Annotated in this window: 17 protein-coding genes; 9 read left to right on the top strand and 8 right to left on the bottom strand. The window is 69.0% G+C overall.

Features of this window, described 5'->3' with window-relative positions:
• The first annotated feature begins 145 nt into the window (after positions 1-145).
• Complete coding sequence (locus GBZ48_RS04840) at positions 146-4939, top strand: alpha-2-macroglobulin family protein (protein ID WP_211105631.1); 4794 nt, start codon at positions 146-148, stop codon at positions 4937-4939.
• An 85-nt stretch (positions 4940-5024) separates the two neighbouring features.
• Here the strand turns inward: GBZ48_RS04840 and GBZ48_RS04835 are convergent, their stop codons facing one another.
• Entirely contained in the window at positions 5025-5213 is a 189-nt protein-coding gene (locus GBZ48_RS04835) for a hypothetical protein (RefSeq protein WP_174469992.1), read from the bottom strand.
• Positions 5214-5550: 337 nt separating this feature from the next.
• Here GBZ48_RS04835 and GBZ48_RS04830 point away from each other — a divergent pair, with 337 nt between their 5' ends.
• From GBZ48_RS04830 to GBZ48_RS04810, 5 genes are all read left to right on the top strand, one after another.
• Positions 5551-6042, top strand: coding sequence for a MerR family transcriptional regulator (locus GBZ48_RS04830; RefSeq protein WP_343049261.1), 492 nt, complete (start codon positions 5551-5553; stop codon positions 6040-6042).
• Positions 6039-7175 carry a thiolase family protein gene (locus GBZ48_RS04825; protein ID WP_174469991.1) on the top strand — a complete coding sequence of 379 codons (1137 nt, stop codon included), beginning with the start codon at positions 6039-6041 and terminating at the stop codon, positions 7173-7175. The genes GBZ48_RS04830 and GBZ48_RS04825 overlap by 4 nt, the downstream gene beginning before the upstream one ends.
• A gap of 26 nt (positions 7176-7201) precedes the next feature.
• Positions 7202-9541 (top strand): 3-hydroxyacyl-CoA dehydrogenase/enoyl-CoA hydratase family protein, encoded by a 2340-nt coding sequence (locus GBZ48_RS04820; RefSeq protein WP_174469990.1) that lies wholly within the window; start codon positions 7202-7204, stop codon positions 9539-9541.
• Positions 9542-9557: 16 nt separating this feature from the next.
• Entirely contained in the window at positions 9558-11348 is a 1791-nt protein-coding gene (locus GBZ48_RS04815; RefSeq protein ID WP_174469989.1) for an acyl-CoA dehydrogenase C-terminal domain-containing protein, read from the top strand.
• 398 nt (positions 11349-11746) lie between these two features.
• Entirely contained in the window at positions 11747-12400 is a 654-nt protein-coding gene (locus tag GBZ48_RS04810; RefSeq protein ID WP_174469988.1) for a response regulator, read from the top strand.
• An 81-nt stretch (positions 12401-12481) separates the two neighbouring features.
• Here GBZ48_RS04810 and GBZ48_RS04805 read toward each other — a convergent pair whose 3' ends face one another.
• From GBZ48_RS04805 to mutY, 6 genes are all read right to left on the bottom strand, one after another.
• Positions 12482-12916, bottom strand: a complete 435-nt coding sequence (locus GBZ48_RS04805) for a CBS domain-containing protein (protein WP_174469987.1) — start codon at positions 12914-12916, stop codon at positions 12482-12484.
• A 153-nt stretch (positions 12917-13069) separates the two neighbouring features.
• On the bottom strand, positions 13070-13777 hold the full coding sequence (locus GBZ48_RS04800) for an OmpW/AlkL family protein (RefSeq protein ID WP_246306985.1): 708 nt from the start codon (positions 13775-13777) through the stop codon (positions 13070-13072).
• A gap of 156 nt (positions 13778-13933) precedes the next feature.
• Positions 13934-14404 (bottom strand): hypothetical protein, encoded by a 471-nt coding sequence (locus GBZ48_RS04795; protein WP_246306984.1) that lies wholly within the window; start codon positions 14402-14404, stop codon positions 13934-13936.
• An 82-nt stretch (positions 14405-14486) separates the two neighbouring features.
• Positions 14487-15626 (bottom strand): NAD(P)/FAD-dependent oxidoreductase, encoded by a 1140-nt coding sequence (locus GBZ48_RS04790; RefSeq protein WP_174469984.1) that lies wholly within the window; start codon positions 15624-15626, stop codon positions 14487-14489.
• A 33-nt stretch (positions 15627-15659) separates the two neighbouring features.
• Positions 15660-16376, bottom strand: coding sequence for a DUF1194 domain-containing protein (locus GBZ48_RS04785; RefSeq protein WP_174469983.1), 717 nt, complete (start codon positions 16374-16376; stop codon positions 15660-15662).
• A 42-nt stretch (positions 16377-16418) separates the two neighbouring features.
• Entirely contained in the window at positions 16419-17477 is a 1059-nt protein-coding gene (gene mutY, locus GBZ48_RS04780) for an A/G-specific adenine glycosylase (RefSeq protein WP_174469982.1), read from the bottom strand.
• Positions 17478-17686: 209 nt separating this feature from the next.
• On the opposite strand from mutY, the gene GBZ48_RS04775 reads away from it, so the two are divergent.
• The 3 genes from GBZ48_RS04775 (at position 17687) to smc (ending at position 22430) form a co-directional block, all read left to right on the top strand.
• Positions 17687-18160 carry a DUF721 domain-containing protein gene (locus tag GBZ48_RS04775; RefSeq protein ID WP_174469981.1) on the top strand — a complete coding sequence of 158 codons (474 nt, stop codon included), beginning with the start codon at positions 17687-17689 and terminating at the stop codon, positions 18158-18160.
• A gap of 66 nt (positions 18161-18226) precedes the next feature.
• On the top strand, positions 18227-18889 hold the full coding sequence (locus tag GBZ48_RS04770) for a thioredoxin domain-containing protein (RefSeq protein ID WP_209798273.1): 663 nt from the start codon (positions 18227-18229) through the stop codon (positions 18887-18889).
• A gap of 79 nt (positions 18890-18968) precedes the next feature.
• Complete coding sequence (gene smc / locus GBZ48_RS04765) at positions 18969-22430, top strand: chromosome segregation protein SMC (RefSeq protein ID WP_174469980.1); 3462 nt, start codon at positions 18969-18971, stop codon at positions 22428-22430.
• Positions 22431-22634: 204 nt separating this feature from the next.
• Here the strand turns inward: smc and GBZ48_RS04760 are convergent.
• The coding region (locus GBZ48_RS04760) for a hypothetical protein (RefSeq protein ID WP_343049254.1) at positions 22635-23726 on the bottom strand (1092 nt) is incomplete at its 5' end.

Raw genomic sequence — 23726 nt, 5'->3', positions numbered from 1 at the left:
CTTCGGGACGGCGCCGCAAAGCCATGGCGAAACCCCTGCCGCTTGGGCATACTCCGCGCCGGTTTTATCCAGGTCCGAGCCGACGCCAGGGCTGCCCCCGGCCGCGTGCCTTCGGATCCACCCGCGGAATTGGGGCCTGTCTATAATGTTGCGTGCGCTGGCGCGTGTCTGTGCCGTTCTTGCCGCGTGCTCCGGCACGCTCACCGTATCCCAGACCTTCGCCGCCGACCCGCCGGCCGAGCCGGTGCCCTTCGGCGTATCCAGCGTCGAGGTGGTGGCGGAGCGCGATACGCCACAGGCCTGCTTCACCTTCACCGACCGGCTGGAGCGCTCGCGTGCCGTCAACTACCGCGACTATGTCGCGGTGGAGCCGGCGGTCGACGGTGCCGCCATCGCCCGCGACCGCACGCTCTGCGTCGAGGGGCTGCGCCACGGCGACAGTTACCGCGTCACGCTGAAGGACGGGCTGCCCGGCGCCGACGGCAAGCGCCTGCCGGCCGCCGACACCCGCGAGGTGCAGGTGCCCAACCGCAAGCCGTCGCTGGCCTTCCGCGGCGCCGGCTACATCCTGCCGCGCGTCGGCGCCGAAGGGCTGCCGCTGCGCTCGATCAATCTGGACCGTGCGAAGCTCCAGGTCCTGCGCATCGCCGACCGGGCGCTGGTCGAGAAGATCTATTTCGGCCGCATCACCCAGCAGATGACCGATTACGACATCGGCGAGATCCTGGACAAGTCGGGCCAGGAGGTGTGGCGCGGCGAGATGGGCATCGGCAACCAGCCGAACCGCACCGTCACCACCGCTTTCCCGATCGACGCCGTGCTGGGCAAGCTCGACCCCGGCGTCTATGTCGCCATCGCCGGCGCCGACGAGATCAAGCCGGGTGGCTGGGACCGCAAGGCGACCCAGTGGTTCGTCGTCTCCGATCTCGGCCTCAACACCATCCTCGGCGACGACTCGCTGGTGGTCTTCTCCCGCTCCGTCCAGACCGCAGCACCCGCCGCCGGGGTGGAACTGCGTCTGGTCGCCCGCAACGGCACAGAACTGGGACGCCTCCAGACCGGCGAGGACGGGCTCGGCCGCTTCGACCTCGCAGCATTGCGCGCCGCCGGGGCCGAGCCGGTCCAGGCGCTGTTCGCCGCGCGCGGCGACGGCGACTTCGCCGTTCTCGACCTGACCGCCGGCGGCGCCCCGCCGGCCGAGGCGCAGGACAAGCCGGTCGGCGTCGTCCGCCCGGCAGCCGGCGGACTCGACACCTATCTCTACACCGAGCGCGGCATCTACCGGCCGGGCGAGACGGTGCAGCTGACCGCCCTGCTGCGCGACGCCGACCTCAACCCGCCGCCGGCCGGCAAGCAGCTGAGCATCCGCGTCCTGCGCCCCGACGGCCTGGAGGTCGAGCGGCGCAGCCTGACCGACAGCGGGGCCGGCGGCTATGCCACCCGCATCGACCTGCCGATGAACGCCTATCCCGGCAACTGGGTCGTCACCGCCCATGCCGAGCCGGACGGTCCGGCCATCGGCAGGGTCGAGTTCCTGCTGGAGGATTTCGTGCCGCCGCGGCTGGACGTGGCGCTCGCCTCCCCGACGACGGAGCTGGCGTCCGACGGCGAGGCCGACATCGCGCTCGACAGCCATTACCTCTACGGCGCGCCGGCTTCCGGCCTGCCGGGCGAGCTGACGGTGACGCTGCGCGCCGCCAACAACCCCTACCCCAACCTGCCGGGCTACCATTTCGGTCTGGTTCAGGAGGAGGTGAAGCCGGCCCGCGCCGACCTGCCGGGCTTCATCACCGATTCCAACGGCTCCGCCCGCCTGAAGGTCAAGCTGCCGCGCCCGCCCGACAGCACCCGCCCGCTGGAGGCGGTGGTGCGCGCCACCCTGTTCGACATCGGCGGTCGCCCGGTCGGCCGCGACTTCGTGCTGCCGGTGCGCCACCAGCCCTTCGCCGTCGGCATCAAGCCGCGCTTCGAAGGCGACGGCGTGCCGGAGGGGGCCACCGCCGGCTTCGACGTGATCGCCGTCGGTCCCGACGGCAAGCCGACCGACCGCGCCGACCTCTCCTACGAGCTGTTCGAGGAGGAGTACGACTATGCGTGGTACGAGGCCAACGGCCGCTGGGACTACAAGGTCACGGTGAAGGACCAGCGGGTGACCGGCGGGTCGCTGTCGGCCCAGGCCGCCGCCCCGGCCTCGGTGGAGACCCCAGTCGCCGCCGGCCGCTACCGGCTGGAGGTGTTCGACCCCAAGACCGGCGTTGCCAGCAGCTTCCGCTTCGCCGCCGGCTGGTGGATGACCCCGACCGCCGGCGACCGGCCGGACGCGGTCGATGTCTCGGTGATGATGCCGGCCTACCGCGCCGGTGAAAGCGCCTGGGTCTTCGTCAAGCCGCCCTATGACAGCCAGGTGCTGGTGGCGGTGGCCGACCGCGGCGTCAGCTATGCCGTCACCCGCGCCATCGGTCCGCAGGGCGCCTTCCTGGAAATCCCGGTCGGGCAGGGCTGGATCAGTGGCGCCCATGTGCTGGCGACCGCCTTCGCCACCTCCGACCCGCAGTCGAAGAAGCCGCCGCGCCGCGCCGTCGGCCTCGCTTGGCTGGCGATGGACAAGGCCCCGCGCACGCTGGACGTCCGGCTCTCCGCCCCGGCGGAGACGGAACCGCGCCGCGCCATGACCGCCGACATCACGGTGGATGGCGTCGCCGAGGGCAAGCAGGCCTTCGTCACGCTGGCAGCCGTTGACGAATCGGTGATGCAGCTGACCGACCAGCCCTCGCCCGATCCGGCCCGCCATTACCTGCGCAAGCGTCCGTTGACCGTGGAGCTGCGCGATTCCTACGGCCGCCTGATCGATCCGGCCGGCCTGGACGCCGCCCGGCCGCCGGTGCAGCCGACGCCGCGCCTGCGCCAGATCTCCGGGATGGTTCCGCCCAAGTCGGAACGGGTGGTCTCGCTCTATTCCGGCATCCTGACCGTCGGCGCCGACGGCAAGGTTTCGGTTCCCTTCGACCTGCCCGATTTCCAGGGGCGCCTGCGCCTGATGGCGGTGGCCTGGAGCGAAGGGCGGATCGGCCAGGCGGAAAGCCAAATGCTGGTGCGCGACGCGGTCGTCGCCGACGCGGTGCTGCCGCGCTTCCTCGCCCCCGGCGATTCGGCGCAGGTCCTGCTGTCGCTCGACAACCTGAGCGGCCCGTCCGGCGATTACCGCATGACGCTGACCGCCGAGGGCGCCGTCTCCATCGTCCGAACGGAGTCGGCTGGCGAATCGGGCAACGAGCTGGCCGTGCCGAAGCTGGTGCGCGGCAAGCGGGCGACCGCCGGCCGTGTGCTGACCGCAACCGCGGTCGGGGCCGGCCACGTCACGCTGGACGTCACCGGTCCCGACGGCGTGCGCGTCACCCGCCGCTGGGATGTGACGGTGCGGCCGGCTTCGCCGCCGGTGTCCCGCCGCAACGTCGCCGCCCTGCCGACCGACAAAGGCCTGACCGTTCCCGCCGACATCACAGCCGGCCTGCGGCCTGAGACCGTCGCGGTCGGTGCGGAGGTCGCGCCGCTGCCGGACCTGGACGTGCCAGGCCTGCTCTTTGCGCTCGACCGCGCCGCCGCGGGCGGAGCGGAGCAGACCGCCAGCCGCATCCTGCCGCTGCTGTCGCTGAGCGATGTCGCCGCCGGCCTCGGCATCGCGCCGGAGGACCGCATCAAGGCGCGTGTCCAGCGCAGCGTCGACCGGCTGCTGACCTTCCAGCGCATCGACGGCGCCTTCGCCCCCTGGTCGCCGAAGGGCGATCTCGATCCCTGGCTGACCGCCTATGCGGTGGATGTGCTGGGCCGGGCCAAGGCGGCGGGCTACCGCATTCCCGACCAGCCCTATCGCAAGGGCCTGGACTGGCTGAAGCAGGCCATCGACAATGCCTGGGTCGAGACCGCCGACCTGCCGGGCCGTGCCTATGCGCTCTACGTGCTGGCGCGGGCGAAGATGATCGACGCCGGTGCGGTGCGTTACTTCCGCGAAAACTACTGGGACCGGCTGCAGACCGACTTCGGCCGGGCACAGATCGCCGCGGCGACCGCCGTGCTGGGCGACCAGCCGGCTGCTGCGGAAGCCTTCTCCAAGCTGTCCGGCGCCCGCATGGTGACCGCCAGCCTGCGCGACCAGGGCTCGTCCCTGCGGGACGAGGCCGGCGTCGTCTTCCTGATGGCGGAGAGCGGTGCCGTGGAGCGCGACCGCATCTTCCAGGCCGCCGAGCGCGTGGCGAAGACCTTCGCCGCCGTCCGCACCACCAACCTGCAGGAGCAGGCCTGGCTGCTGCTGGCCTCCAAGGCGCTGATCGACCGGGCGGCTCCGATGAAGCTCGCCATCGGCGACCAGACGGTGGAGAACGCCAAGCCGCAGATCCTGGCCGTCGATCCCGCCGCCCCGCCCGCCATCCGCAATCTGGGCGGCGAGGTCCGGCAGATCCTGTCGGTGACGGGTGTGCCCGACCAGCCGGCCGGCGCGGAGGAGCAGGGGATGACCATCCGCCGCCGCCTGTTCGACATGGCGGGGCGTCCGGTCGATCCGGCCGGCATCCGCCACAACGACCTGCTGGTGGTGATCCTGGAGGGTGAGGTCGGCGACCCGCTCGACCATTCGGTGCTGGTCAGCGATCTGCTGCCGGCCGGCTTCGAGATCGAGAATGTCCGGCTCGCCAACAGCGGCCAGCTCGGCAAGCTGTCCTGGCTGGGCGACCTGTCGTCCGCCCGCAATGTCGAGTTCCGGGAGGACCGCTTCCTGGCCGCCGTCGATCTGCCGAAGGCGGCCCCCCGCTTCCGGCTGGTCTATCTGGTCCGCGCCGTCACCCCCGGCGACTTCGCGGTTCCCGGCGCCCAGGTGCAGGATCTCCAGCGCCCCCACCTGTCCGCCCGCACCGCCGCCTCCCGGCTGCGCGTGCTGCCGGAGTAAGTCCGGGCACAGGCTTAGGGGGCGCTGGCAGCAGCGCCCCCCGGCCAGTCGATCCAACCGGCGCTTCCAGGCAAGCGAATGATTCCTAAAGGTAGCTCTGTTCGCCCCGGTGGCTGTCCCGCCGCCGGGCGAGCAGGGTCAATCCTGCGACCACGACAGCGCAGCACAGGGTCAGCATCAGGTAAAAGGCCAATGCAAGGCCGACCGTCATGGTGCCGATCAGCACCATGGCCAGTATCCAGACGCCCAACGATACGATGGCGCGCGCCGACATGGGTTGTCTCCTGTCCCCTGTCCTGATCCGCCCGAAAATTTCAAAACCCGCCCTGAACCCGTCACGGCCTTCCGGCCGTCTGTTTTTTGCCGCCCCCGCTTCCCACATCCGATAGGGGAATGGGGCGGACGCGTGCGTTCACCGCAAAGCCTGCCACAGCTATTGGGAGTGCCGGGGCGTGGCATCCTGTCACTGTGCGGGCGCGCCGCACCTATTGGTGGCTGGACAGGGTTCTGCCTGCTGGCCTGCCAACTGGTTGGCATGGTCAACAAGTCTGTTGACAGCAAGCGGCATCGACCTTACCTTTACGTAAACGTCAAGGAAGGGAGCAGACGGAGTGGATCGGCTTTCGTTCGGCAACGGCGCGATGGAGACGGGGGAGGAGGGCGGCGATGGCTGCCTGTCCGGCCCCAGGCTCGCCATCGGCGAACTGGCCGGGGAGTTCGGTCTGACCCACCGCACCATCCGCCATTACGAGGATGAGGGGCTGCTGTCGCCGGAGCGGATCGGCAATGCCCGTGGCAGTGCACGCGTCTACGGCCACCGCGACCGCGCCCGGCTGGCGCTGATCTGCCGGGGCAAGCGGCTGGGCTTCAGCCTGGCCGAGATCAAGGATTTCCTGAACCTCTACGACACCGACGACGCCCAGATCGAGCAGATGCGCTACATGCGCTCCATCGCGCGCCGCCGGATTTCCGCACTTGAACAGCAGCTTGCCGACGTCCAGCAGACGCTGGCGGAGCTGTGCACCATCGACACCCAGATCTCCGAGCATCTTCGCCGCAACGGCATCACGGAGACGCAGGACATGGAGGAGAAGCACTCATGAAGTCGGTCGTCATCGCCGGTTATGCCCGTTCGCCCTTCGCCTTCGCCCACAAGGGCGAGCTGACCAAGGTCCGCCCCGACGATCTGCTGGCCCGCGTCTTCGCGGCGCTGGTCGAGCGCACCGGCCTGAAGACCGACGACATCGAGGATGTGATCGTCGGCTGCTCCTTCCCCGAAGGCGAGCAGGGACTGAACGTCGCCCGCAGCATCGCCTTCCTGGCCAAGCTGCCGCAGACCGCCGCGGCCACCACGGTGAACCGCTATTGCGGCTCCTCCATGCAGTCGATCCATCAGGCGGCCGGCGCCATCCAGATGGGTGCCGGCGAGGTGTTCGTCTGCGGCGGCGTCGAATCGATGACCCGCGTGCCGATCATGGGCTTCAACCCGATGCCGAACCCGGCGCTGAAGGCCTCCTACCCCGAGGCCTACTGCTCGATGGGCATCACCGCGGAGAATGTCGCCCGCAAATACGCCATCTCCCGCGCCGAGCAGGAGGCGCTGGCCGTCGCCTCCCACGCCAAGGCGGCGGAGGCGCAAGGATCCGGCCGCATGGCCGATGAGATCGTCGGCATCCAGACCCCGGCCGGACTGGTCGACAAGGACGGCTGCATCCGTCCCGGCACCAATGCCGACAGCCTGTCGGGGCTGAAGCCGGCCTTCACCGCCGACGGCACCGTGACCGCCGGCACCTCCTCGCCGCTGACCGACGGCGCCGCCGCCGTGCTGGTGACGACCGAGGAGTATGCCCGCGCCAACGGCCTGCCGATCCTGGCGAAGATCCGCTCGGTCGCCGTCGCCGGCTGCGCGCCGGAACTGATGGGTCTGGGTCCGGTCCCGGCCACCCGCAAGGCGCTGGCCCGCGCCGGCCTGTCGATCAACGACATCGACATCATCGAGATCAACGAGGCCTTCTCGTCGCAGGCCATCGCCTGCATGCGCGACCTCGACATCGACCCGTCCCGCATCAACCCGGACGGCGGCGCGCTGGCGCTCGGCCATCCGCTGGGGGCCACCGGCGCCCGCATCACCGGCAAGGCCGCGGCCCTGCTGAAGCGCGAAGGCAAGCAGTTCGCGCTGGCGACCCAGTGCATCGGCGGCGGCCAGGGCATCGCCACCATCCTGGAAGCGGTCTGACGAACGGGATCGGGGAGGAAACGACCATGAAGATCGAACGCGCCGCCGTGATCGGTGCGGGCGTGATGGGCGCCGGCATCGCCGCCCATTTCGCCAACGCCGGCATCCCCTGCGTCCTGCTCGACATCCCAGCCAAGGAGGGGGCCGACCGCAGCGCCATCGCCAAGGGCGCCGTGGCGAAGATGCTGAAGACCGATCCGGCCCCCTTCATGCATCCCAAGAACGCTAGGCTGATCACGCCCGGCAATCTTGAGGACGACCTCAACCTGCTGGCCGACGTCGACTGGATCGTCGAGGCCATCGTCGAGAACCCGGCGATCAAGGCCGACCTCTACAAGCGCATCGACCCGGTGCGCAAGGCGGGCTCGGTGGTGTCGTCCAACACCTCCACCATCCCGCTGGCGGTGCTGACCGAGGGGCAGAGCGAGCAGTTCCGCCGCGACTTTTTGATCACCCACTTCTTCAACCCGCCGCGCTACATGCGGCTGCTGGAAATCGTCGGCGGCGCCGACACCCGCGCCGACGCGCTGGCCGCCATCGCCGACGTCTGCGACCGCCGTCTCGGCAAGGGCGTGGTCCATTGCAAGGACACGCCGGGTTTCATCGCCAACCGCATCGGCGTCTTCTGGATCCAGGCGGCGGTGAATGCCGCGGTCGATCTCGGCCTGACGGTGGAGGAGGCGGACGCCGTCGGCGGCCGTCCGATGGGCATCCCGAAGACCGGTGTCTTCGGCCTGATGGATCTGGTCGGGCTCGACCTGATGCCGCACATCGCTAAGAGCATGTCGGCGACCCTGCCGGCGAACGACGCCTACCGCGGCCAGATGCGCGAGCACCCGGTCATCACGAAGATGATCGCGGAGGGCTATACCGGCCGCAAGGGCAAGGGCGGCTTCTACCGCATCAACAAGGCCGGCGGCGGCAAGGTCAAGGAGTCGATCGACCTCCAGACCGGCGACTACGCCCCGTCGGAGAAGGCCCGGCTGGACAGCGTCTCATCCGCCGGCCGCGATCTGCGCAAGCTGTGCGAGCATCCGGACAAGGGCGGCCGCTTCGCCCGCCGCGTCCTGGCCCAGACGCTGGCCTATGCCGCCAGCCTGGTGCCGGAGATCGCCGACAGCATCGTCGCCGTCGATGAGGGCATGCGGCTGGGCTACAACTGGAAGCAAGGGCCGTTCGAACTGATCGACCGGCTGGGCACCGACTGGTTCGCCGAGTTGTGCCGCTCCGAAGGCATCCCGGTCCCGGCGCTGGTCGAGACCGCTGCCGGCCGTCCCTTCTACCGGGTGGAGGGCGGCAAGCTCCAGCACCTGACGACGGCCGGCGTCTACGACACGGTGGTGCGTCCGGACGGCGTGCTGCTGCTGTCCGACATCAAGCGCGCCGCCGGCAAGCCGGTGTGGAAGAACGGCTCCGCCAGCCTGTGGGACATCGGCGACGGCGTGCTGTGCGTCGAGTTCACCAGCAAGATGAACGCCGTCGATGCCGACATCATGGCCGCCTACGAGAAGGCGATGCGCCTGATCGGCGACGGGAAAGGTGACTGGAAGGCCCTGGTCATCCACAACGAGGCCGACAATTTCTCGGTCGGCGCCAATCTGGGCCTCGCCCTGTTCGCGCTGAACATCGGGCTGTGGCCGCAGATCGAGGAGATGGTGGAGGGCGGCCAGCGCACCTACCGCGCGCTGAAATACGCGCCCTTCCCGGTGGTGGCGGCGCCCAGCGGCATGGCATTGGGCGGCGGCTGCGAGATCCTGCTGCATTCCGACCATGTCCAGGCCCATGCCGAGACCTATGTCGGCCTCGTCGAGGTCGGCGTCGGCCTGATCCCGGCCTGGGGCGGCTGCACCGAGATGCTGGCCCGTCATCAGGCCAACCCGAAGGCGCCGCGCGGGCCGATGCCCGGCATCGCCAAGGCCTTCGAGATCATCAGCACCGCAACCGTCGCCAAGTCGGCGGCCGAGGCCAAGGAGCTGCTGTATTTCCGCGCCACCGACGGCATCACCATGAACCGCGACCGGCTGCTGGCCGACGCCAAGGCCAAGGCGCTGGAACTGGCGGCGGACTACACCGCGCCGGAGAAGACCACCAGCTACGTCCTGCCCGGCCCCAGCGCCAAGGCGGCGATGGAGCTGGCGGTCGAGGGCTTCGCCCTGCAGGGCAAGGTCACGCCGCACGACAAGGTGGTCTGCGCCGCCCTGGCCGAGGTGCTGAGCGGCGGCGAGGAGGCCGACATCTCCAAGCCGGTCGGCGAGGACCACATCCTGAGGCTGGAGCGCGAGGCGTTCATGGGGCTGGTGCGCACCGGCGGCACCATCGACCGGATCGAGCATATGCTGCTCACCGGCAAGCCGCTGCGGAACTGAGGGGGAGGAACGAGAGATGCCGATCTACAAGGCTCCGCTTGAGGATGTGCGCTTCGTCCTGGACGAGATTGTCGGCCTGGACAAGCTGTCGGCCCTGCCGGGCTATGAGGACGCAACGCCGGAACTCGTCGGCCAGGTGCTGGAAGAAGGCGCCAAGCTGTGCGAGGAGGTGCTGTTCCCGCTGAACCAGTCGGGCGACGGCGAGGGCTGCCATTTCGAGAATGGCGAGGTCCGCACGCCCAAAGGCTTCAGGGAAGCGTACGACACCTATATCGCCGCCGGCTGGCAGGGTCTGGCCTGCGACCCGGCCTATGGCGGGCAGGGGCTGCCGAAGCTGGTCAACACCATGCTGGAGGAGTTCATCTGCTCCGCCAACCTCAGCTTCGGCATGTATCCCGGCCTGTCTCTCGGTGCCTACAACGCGCTGGCGATGTACGGCTCCGACGATCTGAAGCAGCGCTTCCTGCCCAAGCTGGTCGACGGCACATGGTCCGGCACCATGTGCCTGACCGAGCCGCATTGCGGCACCGACCTGGGCATCATCCGCACCAAGGCGGTGCCGGCGGAAGACGGGTCGTTCAAGATCACCGGCACCAAGATCTTCATCTCGGCCGGCGAGCATGACCTGACCGAGAACATCCTGCATCTGGTGCTGGCCCGGCTGCCCGATGCCCCGGCCGGCACCCGCGGCATCAGCCTGTTCCTGGTGCCGAAATTCATGCCCGACGCCGATGGCACGCCGGGCGCGCGCAACGGCGTCGCCTGCGGCTCCATCGAGCACAAGATGGGCATCAAGGCGTCGTCGACCTGCGTCATGAACTTCGAGGACGCCACCGGCTGGCTGGTCGGCGAGCCGCACAAGGGCATGCGCGCCATGTTCGTGATGATGAACGCGGCCCGTCTGGCCGTGGGCATCCAGGGGCTTGGTCTGGCCGAGGTGTCCTACCAGAACGCCGTCAACTACGCCCGCGAACGGCTCCAGGGCCGCTCGCTGTCGGGGGTGAAGGCACCGGACAAGCCGGCCGATCCGATCATCGTCCATCCGGACGTGCGCAAGAACCTGCTGACCGCCCGCGCCTTCACCGAAGGGGCGCGTGCGCTCGGCGCACTGACGGCCTACAAGCTGGACGTGGCGGAGAAGCATCCCGACGAGCGCACCCGCCGCGATGCCGACGAGTTCGTCCAGCTGATGACGCCGATCGTCAAGGCGCTGTTCACCGATATCGGTTTCGACTCGGCCAACATCGCCGTTCAGGTCCATGGCGGCCACGGCTTCATCTGGGAGACCGGCGTCGAGCAGTATGTCCGCGACGCCCGCATCTGCCAGATCTATGAGGGCACCAACGGCATCCAGGCGCTCGACCTCGTCGGGCGCAAGCTGCCCCAGGACATCGGCCGCCTGCTCCGCCATTTCTTCCACCCCGTCGGCCGCGACATCGAGGCGGCGATGGAAAAGGACGAGCTGGGCGAGTTCGTGATGCCGCTGGCCAAGGCCTTCGCCAAGCTGCAGCAGGCGACCGCCCTGATCGCCCAGAAGGGCCTGAAGGATCCGGAGGAGGCCGGTGCCGCCGCCAGCGACTATCTGCGCCTGTTCGGGCTGGTGGCGCTGGGCTGGACCTGGCTGACCATGGTGGAGAAGGCACAGGCCAAGCTCGAAGCCGGGGAGGGCAATGCCGCCTTCTTTGATGCCAAGATCAAGACCGCGCGTTTCTATATGGCCAAGCTGCTGCCGCAGACCAACAGCCTGTTCATCACCATCGCCGCCGGCGCCAAGCCGCTGATGGAACTGGAAGACGCCGCCTTCTGACGGACTGCGCGATCCCTACTTTGTTCGTCCTCCGGGACGCGCAACTTCCATGCCGGTCCGGTGCCCTGAAATGGCCCCGGACCGGCTCTTTTTTTGCCCGCTTTCCGACAGATCCAGCGGCGCATCCGCACATTGACCTGAAATTGTCATAGCTCTTTGGAAATATCACTGCTGGGAAGTGCGGCCTCTGTCTCCTAGGCCTTCGGAGCGGTGACAAAAGTTAATTTCCGGTTGTCGGTCCTCGTCCCTGCGTGTTACATCTCAATAGAGATTACGTTCGGCCGGTGCCTGCTATATCCTTTGGATTTTAGGGAATATGCGGGTGGCGACAACCCCCTCCTTTTCTCAAGCCTTTTGGGCGTCTTTCGGAGGGGCAGCATGGTTCAGGAGTTTGAGCGATGAAGATCCTGATCGGTGATGATCACGTCCTGTTTCGGGAAGGTCTTCGCCGTCTGCTTGAGCAGCTTCGAGATAATGCCGCCTTTGCGGAGGCAAGCAATTTCGATGAGCTTCTGGACATGGCGGCTTCGAAGGACGAGACCTATGACCTCGTCCTGACCGACCTGCGCATGCCGGGATGGCCCGGCTTTTCCGGTATCGGCATGCTGCGCGACCGGCAGCCGAACGCGAAGGTCGTGGTGATCTCCGCGTCGGAGGCGCAGTCCGACGTGCGCGAGGCGCTGGAGAACGGTGCTGCAGGCTATATCCCGAAATCGTCCAGCGTGAAGATCATGCTGAGCGCGCTCGACCTGATCTTCTCCGGCGGCGTCTATGTCCCGGCGACGGTTCTGCGCGAGGGGAACGAGCCCGACCAGCGTGGCGGCGGCTCGGTCATTCCGCCGACCGATCCGCAGCTGGAACAGCTGCTGACCCAGCGTCAGCGCGAGGTGCTGGACCGTCTGCGCGAAGGCAAGTCGAACAAGCAGATCGCCCATGAGCTGGGCCTGTCCGAAGGCACGGTGAAGATCCACATGACGGCGATCTTCAAGTCGCTGGGCGTGCGCAACCGCACCCAGGCGGCGATGGCCTTCCCGCAGTCGCATTCGGCCTGACCCCGCTCTTTCCGAGCAAAAGCAAACGCCCCGCCGGAGCGCTCCGGCGGGGCGTTTGCTTTTCTGGCTGCGGGAGCCGGGTCAGCCCATGCCGGCGACGTAGCCGCGCAGCGACTCGACCTCCAGCTCGGCATCGTCGATGCGGGCCTTCACCACGTCGCCGATGCTGATGACGCCGATCACCCGGCCGGCCTCGACGATGGGCACATGGCGGATGCGCCGTTCGGTCATCACCGCCATCATGTCGGCAACGGTGTCGGTGGGGGCGGCGGTGATCAGCTCGCGCGTCATCAGGTTCGCGGCCGGGCCGTCCAGGGCCGCGGCACCGTTGCGGGCGATTGCCCGCACGACATCGCGTTCCGACAGAATGCCGACCGGCTGCCCGTCGCCATCGATCACCAGCACGGCGCCGATCCGATGCTCGGTCAGCAGGCGGGTGACGGCGGCAACGCTGTCGTCCGGTGCGGCAGAGACGATCCTGTTGCCCTTGCGCTTCAAAACGGCTGCAACATGCATGACGGTACGGCCTCCCTTCCGATGACCCCTATATCGGAATCATGGGAATGACCGTACAATCCGCAAGGCTGACGGTAAAAAGAAAAAAGGCTGCCTCCCCCAAATGGGAGAGGCAGCCCGTCGGATGCCCGGGACGGATCCCGAAACCCGGTCTTAGAAGCGGTAGCCGACGCCGACGCCGACCAGCCACGGGTCCAGCGTGACCTTCGAGGTGACCGGCAGGACGGCGGTGCCCAGGCGGGCGTTGGCGGTCACGTCGGTCTTCAGGAAGACCTTCTTGACGTCGAAGTTCAGCGACCAGTTGCCGGTCAGGGCAACGTCGACACCGGCCTGCAGGGCCCAGCCGAAGCGGTTCTTGTAGTTGGTGTCGGTGATGCGCAGGCCGCCGGCGTTGGGGCTCTCAGCCGCATCCTCGTTGTAGAACAGGGTGTAGTTGATGCCGGCGCCGACGTACGGGCTGATGCGCTCCTTCGGCAGGAAGTGGTACTGCACGGTCAGGGTCGGCGGCAGCAGCGAGACCTTGCCGATCTCGGTGACGCCACCGGCGGCGGCGATCAGGTTGCCCTTCACGCGGTGACGGCTGGTGCCGGCGATCAGCTCGGCGGCGATGTTGTCGGTGAAGAAGTAGGTGAAATCGACTTCCGGAATGTAGTCGTTGCCGACCTTGGCCGAGCCGACGTCACCCAGCGTCGTGTTGTTGATCGTGCCCTTTTCCTGAGGCAGCACGGCCAGGCCGCGCGCACGGACGACGATGTCGCCGGCCGACTTACCCTTGAAGTCCTGAGCGAGCGACGGGGAAGCGATGGCGACGAGGGCCGAGGTCGCCAGCAGGGCGGCGGCGGCGCGCGACAGGATGGTCATGGGGTCTGCTCCAGGCAATGCGTTGTTGCTGTTCTGTGGCATCAGCCGATGGAGCTATTACCAGACACCGAGTACGGGTACTAGGGGGGCTACAACCCTTCCTCTCCTGATGCAGCAGCTATGCAACAGTGACGAGTTGTCGCATGGACAAGGAAATCAAGGGCTTGGTTTGATTGTCCGTTGCGGAACCAGCGCCATGCAGTTCTGGACGATGGCATAGCATTGGCCAAGTCGCGCCGATCCGCCGGTGGCACCGCCATACACAACGCGCTCGACCACGCCATTCCTCAAACTGAAGGTTGCTTCACAGTCGAAGCTGTTGACTTCATAACCATAGGACGGCCAGCCGGCGCCATAGCCGTAGTAAGGCCAGTCCCAGCCGCCGTAATAGCCCACCGGCGGCGGGCTTGGGTAGGAGACGAGGCGGGAACTGCGGTAGGTGAAGAACTCGCGGTTGCCGACGCTGGCCTGGCGTTCCGGCACCCCGGCGCAGGACAGCAGCGTTTCCTTCGGCATGCCGACCAGGGCGGTCTGCGCCACCAGCGCCTCGTCCGCCGCGGGGTTGGCACAGCCGACGAGCGCGCCGGTGGCAGTCAGCGCCGCCACGGCAAGAGCACGCCCGCTCATCGTCCCCGACCGACACACAACCGACCGACGCACACGCATCGCACGCCTCCTGCGCCCCGACGGGCGACTGCCGACTTCCCTGTTAGCGCTTCCTGGCGGGCGACAGATCCTTCTCGGTCACGCCCAGCGCCCGCACATCCTCCGGCAGGCCGCGGCCGGTGGCCAGCCCGGCCGCCACCCGGCCCATGGCCGGCGCCGTCTGGATGCCGTAGCCGCCCTGGCCTGCCAGCCAGAAGAACCCCTCCGCATCCGGCGCGAACCCCACCACCGGCACCTTGTCGGCGACGAAGCTGCGCAGGCCGGCCCAGCGGTGGGCCAATCTGCGAACGGAAAAGCGCGAGGCTTGTTCCAGCCGGTCCACCGTGATGGCGACGTCGATGTCCTCCGGCTGCACGTCGCAGGGCTCAATCGGCGTCTGGTCGGCGGGGGAGGCCAGCAGGCGGCCGGCATCCGGCTTGACATAGAAGGTCTCGGCCACGTCCGACACCATCGGCCAGCCGTCCAGCCCGGCCTTGTCGGCGGGATCCTCGAACACCGGGTCGAAGGTGATGGCGGTGCGCCGCTTCGGCACCAGACCGACGGTGGCGACGCCGGCCAGCTTCGCCAGCTCGTCCGCCCAGGCGCCGGCGGCGTTCACCACCACCGGTGCGGCAAAGCTGCCGGCCCCGGTCTCCGCCACCCACAACCCATCTTTCCGAGCGAGCGTTCGCACTTCGGCGTCGGTCACCACCTGGCCGCCGCGCGCCTTCAGCCCGCGCAGATAGCCCTGGTGCAGGGCATGCACGTCGATGTCGCGCGCATCGGGCTCCCACACGCCGCCGGCGACATAGTCCGGGTGCAGGAAGGGCGCGCGGGCCAGCACCTGCTCGCGGTCGTAGCGCTCCACCGACGGCGTCAGGCTGCGGCCCTGTTCGTACTCCGCGTCCAGCCGGTCGATCTCCTGCTCGCGCCCGACGATGAGGACGCCGCGCGGGGTCAGCATCGCATGCTCGGCGAAGCCGGCGGGCGGGTCGGTGTAGAAGTCCCAGCTGGCCACGGTCAGCGCGCGGATCGGCGCCGGACCGTAGGTCTGGGTGTAGAGAGCCGCCGAGCGGCCGGTCGAGTGATAGCCGGGCTGCGATTCGCGCTCCAACACCAGCACCCGGCCATGGGCGGCCAGCTCGTAGGCCGCGGATGCACCGGCGATGCCGGCCCCGATCACCAGGAAATCGACGCGCTCCAACGGTCCCGCTCCTCTCGCTTTGTTATCGGCCGCCTATCTTGCGGCGGCGCTTTGCTGCGGCATGTGATCCGGCAAGGCGACCATTTCAAGGATCAGTTTCTGCCGCAATGCCGCGACGAAGCTGTCCTTGTCCAGGGCGCTCTTCACGAAGCTGCCCGGTCCGCCGATCACCGACTCCTCGAAATACTCCTCCAGCCAGGGGAATTCGTCGAGGATGGCGAGGCCGTTGACGACGATGCCCCGCTTCGTCACCCGGTCGCGCGCGTCGGCCGGTTCGATCCCGGCATTGGAAAAGCCGTTGGACACCAGATCGATCACCTGCCGCGGCGCCTTGCCTCCGCGGTCGAACAGCTTCGCCGCCTCGACGATGGCGCTGCCGATGGCAGTCGAGTCGCCCTGGAAGCCGCGGGGCAGGGCGTCAATGCAGTCGGCGAAGCGGCCGGCATCCTCCGGTTTGTCGAGCGCGGTCCAGGGGATCAGCACATGCAGGCTGTTCGGCCCGGAATAGGCCGCCAGCGTCACCCGAGCCCCGGCGGAGGCGAGTGCGTCGGCCACGGCCGGATCGCGGAAGGCCGCGGCATGGCCTTGCAGCTGGAATTCCAGATCGCCGGTGGTGATCGAGGCCGATCCGTCGAGCGCCAGAACCAGCGCCACCCCCGCCTTCCCATCCGTCCCGCCGGGCGGGGCGGCCAGCGCCGCTCCGCACAGGCCGAGCAGGGCCACCAGAAGGGCGATCACGACACGCGGCATTCCCATCGGCACTCCATCTCAAGCGCGCCTTACGCGCCCCGCTCAGGCATGCGAGAGGGCGTGGCGCACCACCTTCACCATCACCGACGGCAGGGCGTGATCGCCCAGCCGGTCCACCGGCACCCAAGTGCCGTCGGCCTGACGCCAGTCGGCACCGGCCTGTCCGGCAACCACCTCAAGCTCCAGGTGAAAATGGGTGAATGTATGGCGGACCAGACCGGGCAGCCGGCGCCAGCGGGCGGGCAGGGGCTGCTGCGCCACCACCGCCGCCTCGCCGGGCAGGTCCGGCCCCCAAGCGGTCGAGGGCACCTCCGCCATGCCGCCGAGCAGCCCCTCCTCCGCTCGGCGGCGCAGCAGGACGGCGCCGTCGGGATTCAGCAGCCAATAGGCGACGCCGCGCCGGGTCGGCTTTTCCGACTTGGCGACCTTGCGCGGCAGGGTTTCGGCGATGCCGGCGGCGCGCGCCTCGCAATAATCGGCCCATGGGCACAGCATGCATTTCGGCTTGCGCGGCGTGCAGATGGTGGCGCCCAGATCCATCATCGCCTGGGCATAGTCGCCGGGCCGGAAGTCCGGCGTCAGGGTGGCGGCCAGCCGGCGAAGCGTCGGCTTGGCATTGGGCAGCGGTTCCTCCACCGCGAAGATGCGGGCGATCACCCGCTCGACATTGCCGTCAACCACGGTCGCCTTGCGGTCGAAGGCGATGGCGGTGATGGCGGCGGCGGTGTAGGCGCCGATGCCCGGAAGCTCCAGCAATGCCGCCTCGTCGCCCGGGAACCGCCCGCCATGCCGGTCCACCACCACGCGGGCGCATTTGTGCAGGTTGCGCGCCCGCGCGTAGTAGCCGAGCCCCGCCCAGGCGACCAGCAGATCGTCCAGCGGCGAGTCCGCCAGATCGCGCACGGCCGGCCAGCGTTCGGTGAAGTTGCGGAAATAGGGTGCCGCGGCGGGGACAGTCGTCTGCTGCAGCATGATCTCCGACAGCCAGACCCGGTAGGGATCGGCGGTCTCCCCCGGCTTGGCGCGCCAGGGCAGGTCGCGGCGGTGGCGGTCGTACCAGGACAACAGCCGCCGGGCGGCTTCGGTGGAATCTGGAATCATGAAGGGAAGAAATAGAGGGTTCGGAGCGTCTGGGGAAGGGAGTGGGCAGGTGCCCGTCCAAGTGCCCGTCCAGGTGTTCGGCCAATCCCCGGCCAAACCCCGCTGGCCGGGCGCTGGGCATCGGCCCACGCTTGCGCTAGGGTGCCGCCAACCCACATGACCCGGAACCGGTCGCCAAGGCCGAGGCCGCACAGGAGTGATCGCAGAGCATGAGCGGACCGCGTCGCATCGGCCAATCCGTTCCGGAGGTCGCCGGCAAGGTGCTGGGCAAGCGCGGGCTTGCCTTCGGCGCGCTGATCACCGACTGGCCGTCCATCGTCGGCCACCAGCTGTCGCTGCGCACCGCCCCCGACAAGCTCAGCTTCCCCCGCGGCAAGCGGGAGGAGGCGACCCTGCACATCCGCGCCATGGGCGCCATCGCGCTGGAACTGCAGCATCTGGAGCCGCAGATCATCGAGCGCATCAACAGCTTCTTCGGCTATCGCGCGGTGGCGAAGATCAAGCTGATCCATGCGGCCCTGCCGTCCACCCGATCGCCTGTGGTGCGCCCGCGCGCCCTGACGATGGACGAGGAGATCGGCATCACCACCACCACTGCGACCATCGAGGACGAGGAGCTGCGCGCCACGCTGGAGCGCTTCGGCCGCTCGCTGATGGCCCGGCCGAAGCGGGCGGCGCGCTAGCCGCCTCGCTGGACGCATGGTTGCGTCATTGTCTATACGTCAACATCTGGTAGGAACGAGGGCAAAGTGAACCGCAAAATTCTGGGACGCAGGTATTTCGGGCTGGCCGGGCTTCTGGCCATCGGCTTCACTGCCGCGTTCGGCACCGCCATGACCGCGGCGCCGTCGGCAGCACAGGCTGCCGCCACCCTGCCGCCGGTGTCGGAGCTGATGGCCGACCGCGTCATGGGCGATCCGAAGGCGCCGGTGACGATCCTCGACTATTCGTCGATGACCTGCCCGCACTGCGCCCACTTCCACACCGACATCCTGCCGAAGATCAAGGAAGCCTACATCGACACCGGCAAGGTGAAGCTGATCTTCCGCGACTTCCCCTTCGATCAGGCGGCGCTGAGCGCCAGCATGCTGGCCCACTGCGCGCCGGCCGAGCGCTACTATCCGCTGACCGACGTGCTGTTCAAGAGCCAGGCGACCTGGAGCCGCGCGTCCGATCCGGCCAAGGCGCTGGGCCAGTACGGCAAGCTGGCCGGCATGAGCCAGGAGACCATCGACGCCTGCCTCGCCAACAAGGAACTGGCCGACGCCATCCTGAACAGCCGCCTGACCGGCCAGAACCAGTACAAGGTCGAAGCGACCCCGACCTTCATCCTCAACGACGGCAAGGCCCGCATCGAAGGCGCCCAGTCGTTCGAGGAGTTCTCCAAGGCGATCGACAAGCTGCTGAAGTAAGAGGCCGCCGCGTTCGGGTCCGCTGCGGCCCCGAACGCGCCACCTCGTCAAAGCCCGGTACACCGAAGGTTCTTTCCCAGTGCAGTTCACGCGTCTCCGCCTGTCGGGCTTCAAGTCTTTCGTCGATGCCACCGATCTGGTCATCGAACCCGGCATGACCGGCATCGTCGGTCCCAACGGCTGCGGCAAGTCCAATCTGGTGGAGGCGCTGCGCTGGGTGATGGGCGAGACCTCGGCCAAGCGCATGCGCGGCGACGACATGGACGACGTCATCTTCGGCGGCACCTCCAGCCGGCCGGCGCGCAATCTGGGCGAGGTGACGCTGGCGGTCGACAACCGGTCGCGCACCGCGCCCGCCGGCTTCAACGAGCATGACGAGCTGGAGATCACCCGCAGGATCGAGCGCGGGTCCGGGTCCGACTACCGCATCAACGGCAAGCTGGTGCGGGCGCGCGACGTGCAGCTGCTGTTCGCCGACAATGCGTCGGGCGCCGGTTCGCCGGCGCTGGTCAGCCAGGGCAAGGTGGCGCAGATCATCTCCGCCAAGCCGCAGGACCGCCGCGCCCTGCTGGAGGAGGCCGCCGGCATCACCGGCCTGCATTCCCGCCGGCATGAGGCCGAATTGCGGCTGAAAGCGGCGGAAACCAACCTGACCCGCCTCGACGACGTGATCAGGGCGATGGACACCCAGCTGCAAAGCCTGAAGAAGCAGGCGCGGCAGGCATCCCGCTACCGCAACCTGTCCGACCAGATCCGCAAGGCGGAGGCGGTGCTGTGGCACCTGCGCTGGCTCGCCGCCCAGGAGGAACGCGCCCGCGCCCATGCCGCCTTCGAAGCATCCGAGGCCGAGGTGCGTGACCGCATGCTGGCCGTCAACCAGCTGGCCGCGCGCCGGACCGAAGCCGCCGCCGGCCTGCCCGAGAAGCGCCAGGACGAGGCGCGGGCCGCCTCCGCCCTACAACGGCTGGTGATCGCCCGCGAACAGCTGGATGCCGAGGAGAAGCGCGTCGCCGACCAGCAGCGCGCGCTGGAGGCGCGGCTGCGCCAGATCGCCGGCGACCTCGGCCGCGAGGAGGCGCTGGCCGCCGATGCCGGCGAGGCGCTGGCCCGGCTGATGGCCGAGCGCGACCGGCTGATCGAGGCGCAGGCCGACGAGGAGATGCTGGAGGAAGCCGCCGGGGAGGCTCTGGCCGAGGCGCGCGAGCAGGTCGATGCGCTCGACCGCGAGCTGACCCGGCTGACCGAGGCGGTCGCCACCGACGAGGCCCGCCGCGCCGCCACCCAGCGTCAGGCCGCCGAACTGGAAACCCGCGCCGCCGGCCTTGCCAAGCGGCTGGCCGACCAGCAGGCCCAGCGCGCGGCGCTGGAGGCGGAGATCGCCGCCCGTGCCGACCTGTCGGAGGCCGAACTGGCGGTCGAGCTGGCAGACCAGCGGCTGGAGCAGGCCCGTGACGCCGCCGAGGCCGCCGAACTGGCGAAGGCGGAGGCCGAACCGGCCCAGTCCCGTGCCCGCGAGGCGCTGTCCGCCGCCGACAGCGCCCGTGCCCGGCTGCGTGCCGAGGAGCGTGCGCTGGCCGAACTGCTGGAGGCCGGTGCCGGCGGGCAGTTCCCGCCGCTGGTCGATGCGGTGACGGTGTCACCCGGCTATGAGGGGGCGCTGGCCGCGGCGCTCGGCGATGCGCTGACCGCGCCGCTCGACACGGCGGCGCCGGTGCATTGGCGCATGCTTCCCGCCTATGAGGCTGCGGCACCGCTGCCGGCCGGCGCCGTGCCGCTGTCGAACCATGTGCAGGGCCCGCCCGCCGCCGGCCGTGCGCTCGCCCACATCGCGGTGGTCGCCGATGCCGCCCAGGGCGCGGCGCTGGTGGCGACGCTGGCGCCCGGACAGGTGCTGGTCAGCCGCGACGGCGGGGCTTGGCGCTGGGACGGGCTGACCGTGCAGGCCGGCGCCCCGACCGCCGCCGCCATCCGCCTGAAGCAGCGCAACCGGCTGGCCGAACTGCGCGGCGAACTGGAGTTGGCCGAGGAGCAGGTCGAGCTGGCGCGCGAAGCGCTGGACGTCGCCAAGCGGACGGTCGAGGAAGCGGCCCAGGCCGACCGCCGCGCCCGCGATGCCGTGCGCGACGGCTTCGCCGCGCTGAACGCCGCCCGCGACCGCCATGCCAAGCTGGCGCGCGAGGCCGACGCCGCCTCCACCCGCCTTGCCGCCCTGGCGGAGGCGGTGGAACGGCTCGCTGCCGAGGAGGGCGAGGCCGCCGCCCGCCGTGACGAGGTGCTGGAACTGCTGGAGCAGCTGCCCGACCCGCGCGAAGGGCGGGAGCAGGTCAACGACCGGCGCACCGCCCTGGCCGAGCGCCGCGCCGTCCTGGCCGAGCGGCAGAACGCGCTGGACCGGCTGACCCGCGAGGCCCAGGCCCGGCGCCAGCGCCTTGCCGCCATCCAGTCGGAAACCGCCTCCTGGGACACCCGCTCCGCCGGTGCCGGCGGCCGTGTCGCCGAACTGCGCCAGCGCGCGGCGGAGGCGGAGGGCGAGATCGCCACCCTGTCCGGCCGTCCGTCCGAGATCTCGGCGGAGCGCCAGGAGCTTCTCGACCGCATCGCCCTGGCCGAGCGCGACCGCAAGCGCGCCGCCGACGCGCTGACCGGGGCCGAAGCCCGGCTGGCCGACACAGAGCAGGCACTGCACGACGCCGAAGCGGCGCTGGCCGATGGCCGCGAGGCCCGCGCCCGCGCGGAAGCCGCGGTGTCCGCGGGGCTCCAGCAGGAGCGCACCCTGACGGAGCGCATCGCCGAACGGCTGGACTGCCGGCCGGAGGACACCCGCGCCGCTGCCGACCTCGACCCCGCCGAACCGATACCCGATGCGGGTGCGGTGGAGGCGCGGCTCGACAAGCTGACGCGCGAGCGCGAGAACATGGGGCCGGTCAACCTGCGCGCTGAGATTGAGGCGGAGGAGCTGGAAGCCCAGATCGGCGGCCTGAACGGCGAGCGCGAGGATCTGACCGCCGCCATCGCCCGCCTGCGCCAGGGCATCTCCAGCCTGAACCGCGAGGCCCGCGAGCGTCTGGTCGCCAGCTTCGACGTGGTCAACCGCGACTTCCAGGAGCTGTTCACCCGCCTGTTCGGCGGCGGCAAGGCCTATCTGGAACTGGTCAATGCCGAGGACCCGCTGAATGCCGGGCTGGAGATCTACGCCAGCCCGCCGGGCAAGAAGCTTCAGGTGCTCTCGCTGCTGTCGGGGGGCGAGCAGGCGCTGACGGCCTTGTCGCTGCTGTTCGCCGTCTTCCGGTCGAACCCGGCGCCGATCTGCGTGCTGGACGAGGTCGACGCCCCGCTGGACGAGGCGAATGTCGGCCGTTTCTGCGATCTGGTCGAGGACATCGCCCGGGAGGGCGACACCCGCTTCCTGATCATCACCCACCACCGCCTGACCATGGCCCGCGTCGACCGCCTGTTCGGCGTGACGATGGTGGAGCGGGGGGTGTCGCAGCTGGTCAGCGTGGATTTGAGCCGGGCGGAGGAATTGCGCGGGGTGGCGTGAGATTTGATGAGTTCTGCTGAGAGGCACTGCAAGTTTGAGCCGCTTCTCGTCGGACCCTAACCATGAACGTCTCTCGACCGTCATCCCCGCGGAGGCGGGGATCCAGGCTCACCCATTGGTTCTGTTTGGGAAACTCTGGATCCCCGCCTTCGCGGGGATGACGGTCAAAATAGGCTTCTAAAAACCCGTAGCACCTGAGGGCGTTCATCCCCCCCGCTTCCACACCGTCGTTTCGATGTAGCGGCTCGCCAGGAACCGGTAGGTCTGCTTCTGCAACGCCTCCACCTTGGGCGAGCGTTCCATCGAGATGTCGTCCCAGCCGCGCAGCAGGTCTTCCCACTCCAAGAGCTTGGCGCGCAGATCGTCGCGGATCTTGCGGATGAACTGGATGGTGGGGTGGAAGTTGCGCAGCGCGCCGACGATGTCGCCGGTCTGGGCGTCGGCCTGATCGAAGATCATGTCGTATTCGCGCACCGGCTTGCGGATCAGCCCCTGCATCCGGTTCAGCTCGCTGCAGAAGGTGCGGTCGGTGCGGTAGATGGTGGCGAGCTTGCCCATCGCCTGCTCGATGCGGCGTATGTGCCGGAAGCGGTCGCGCAACGCCTCGATGTAGGACAGCTCCTGCGCCAGATCGTCGATGCGGTCGGTCAGGTACTGTTCGGGATTGTTGGTCAGCTTAAGCCGCTCGGCGATCTTGGCGAAGGCCGCCTTCATCTTCTCGTGCGTCTGCGGATCGTCCAGCAGCTGTTCCAGCTGCGTCTGGTCGGAAACGATGATCTCGTTGCCGGTGAAGGAGGAGACGATCTGCATGGTCAGCCGCCCCTTGGCTGCGATGCGGTGCTTGTCCTCCACCGACCAGGAGGCACGGCCGTCCAGCAGCTCGCCGGGAATTTCCTCGCCCGGCCGGATCTGCTTCACGAAGGCCAGACCCTGCTCGATGACCTCCAGCAGGCGGGCGTCGTGGGTGCCGTCCTCGATCTGGAAGGACTCCATCAGGGTGGGGAAGGCCAGCGCCACCTTCAGATCGCCCAGCAGCATGTTCAGCACGGGATCCTTGGTGTTCGGATCCTGGCAGAAGAAGGCGCCGGGCAGGCTGAAGACCTTGTGCTGGAAATCGAAATGCGTGTCCCGCATCGGCTGGACCAGGACATTCTCCTGCGCCGCCTTCTCGGCGATGACAGCGTCTGGGGCGGCGTCCTTGCCCGGTGCGGCATCCGAAGCGGGGGGAGTCTCGTCGCTGCTGGAGATGTCGGTCATGTGTGGGGGCGGTACTCGGCGGGGGAAGGAGGTGTATAG

The sequence above is a fragment of the Azospirillum melinis genome, from assembly GCF_013340935.1.
Taxonomy (GTDB): Bacteria; Pseudomonadota; Alphaproteobacteria; order Azospirillales; family Azospirillaceae; genus Azospirillum; species Azospirillum melinis.
Note: the sequence above shows the minus strand (reverse complement) of the source record. Positions and strands in the feature narration are given on the sequence as shown.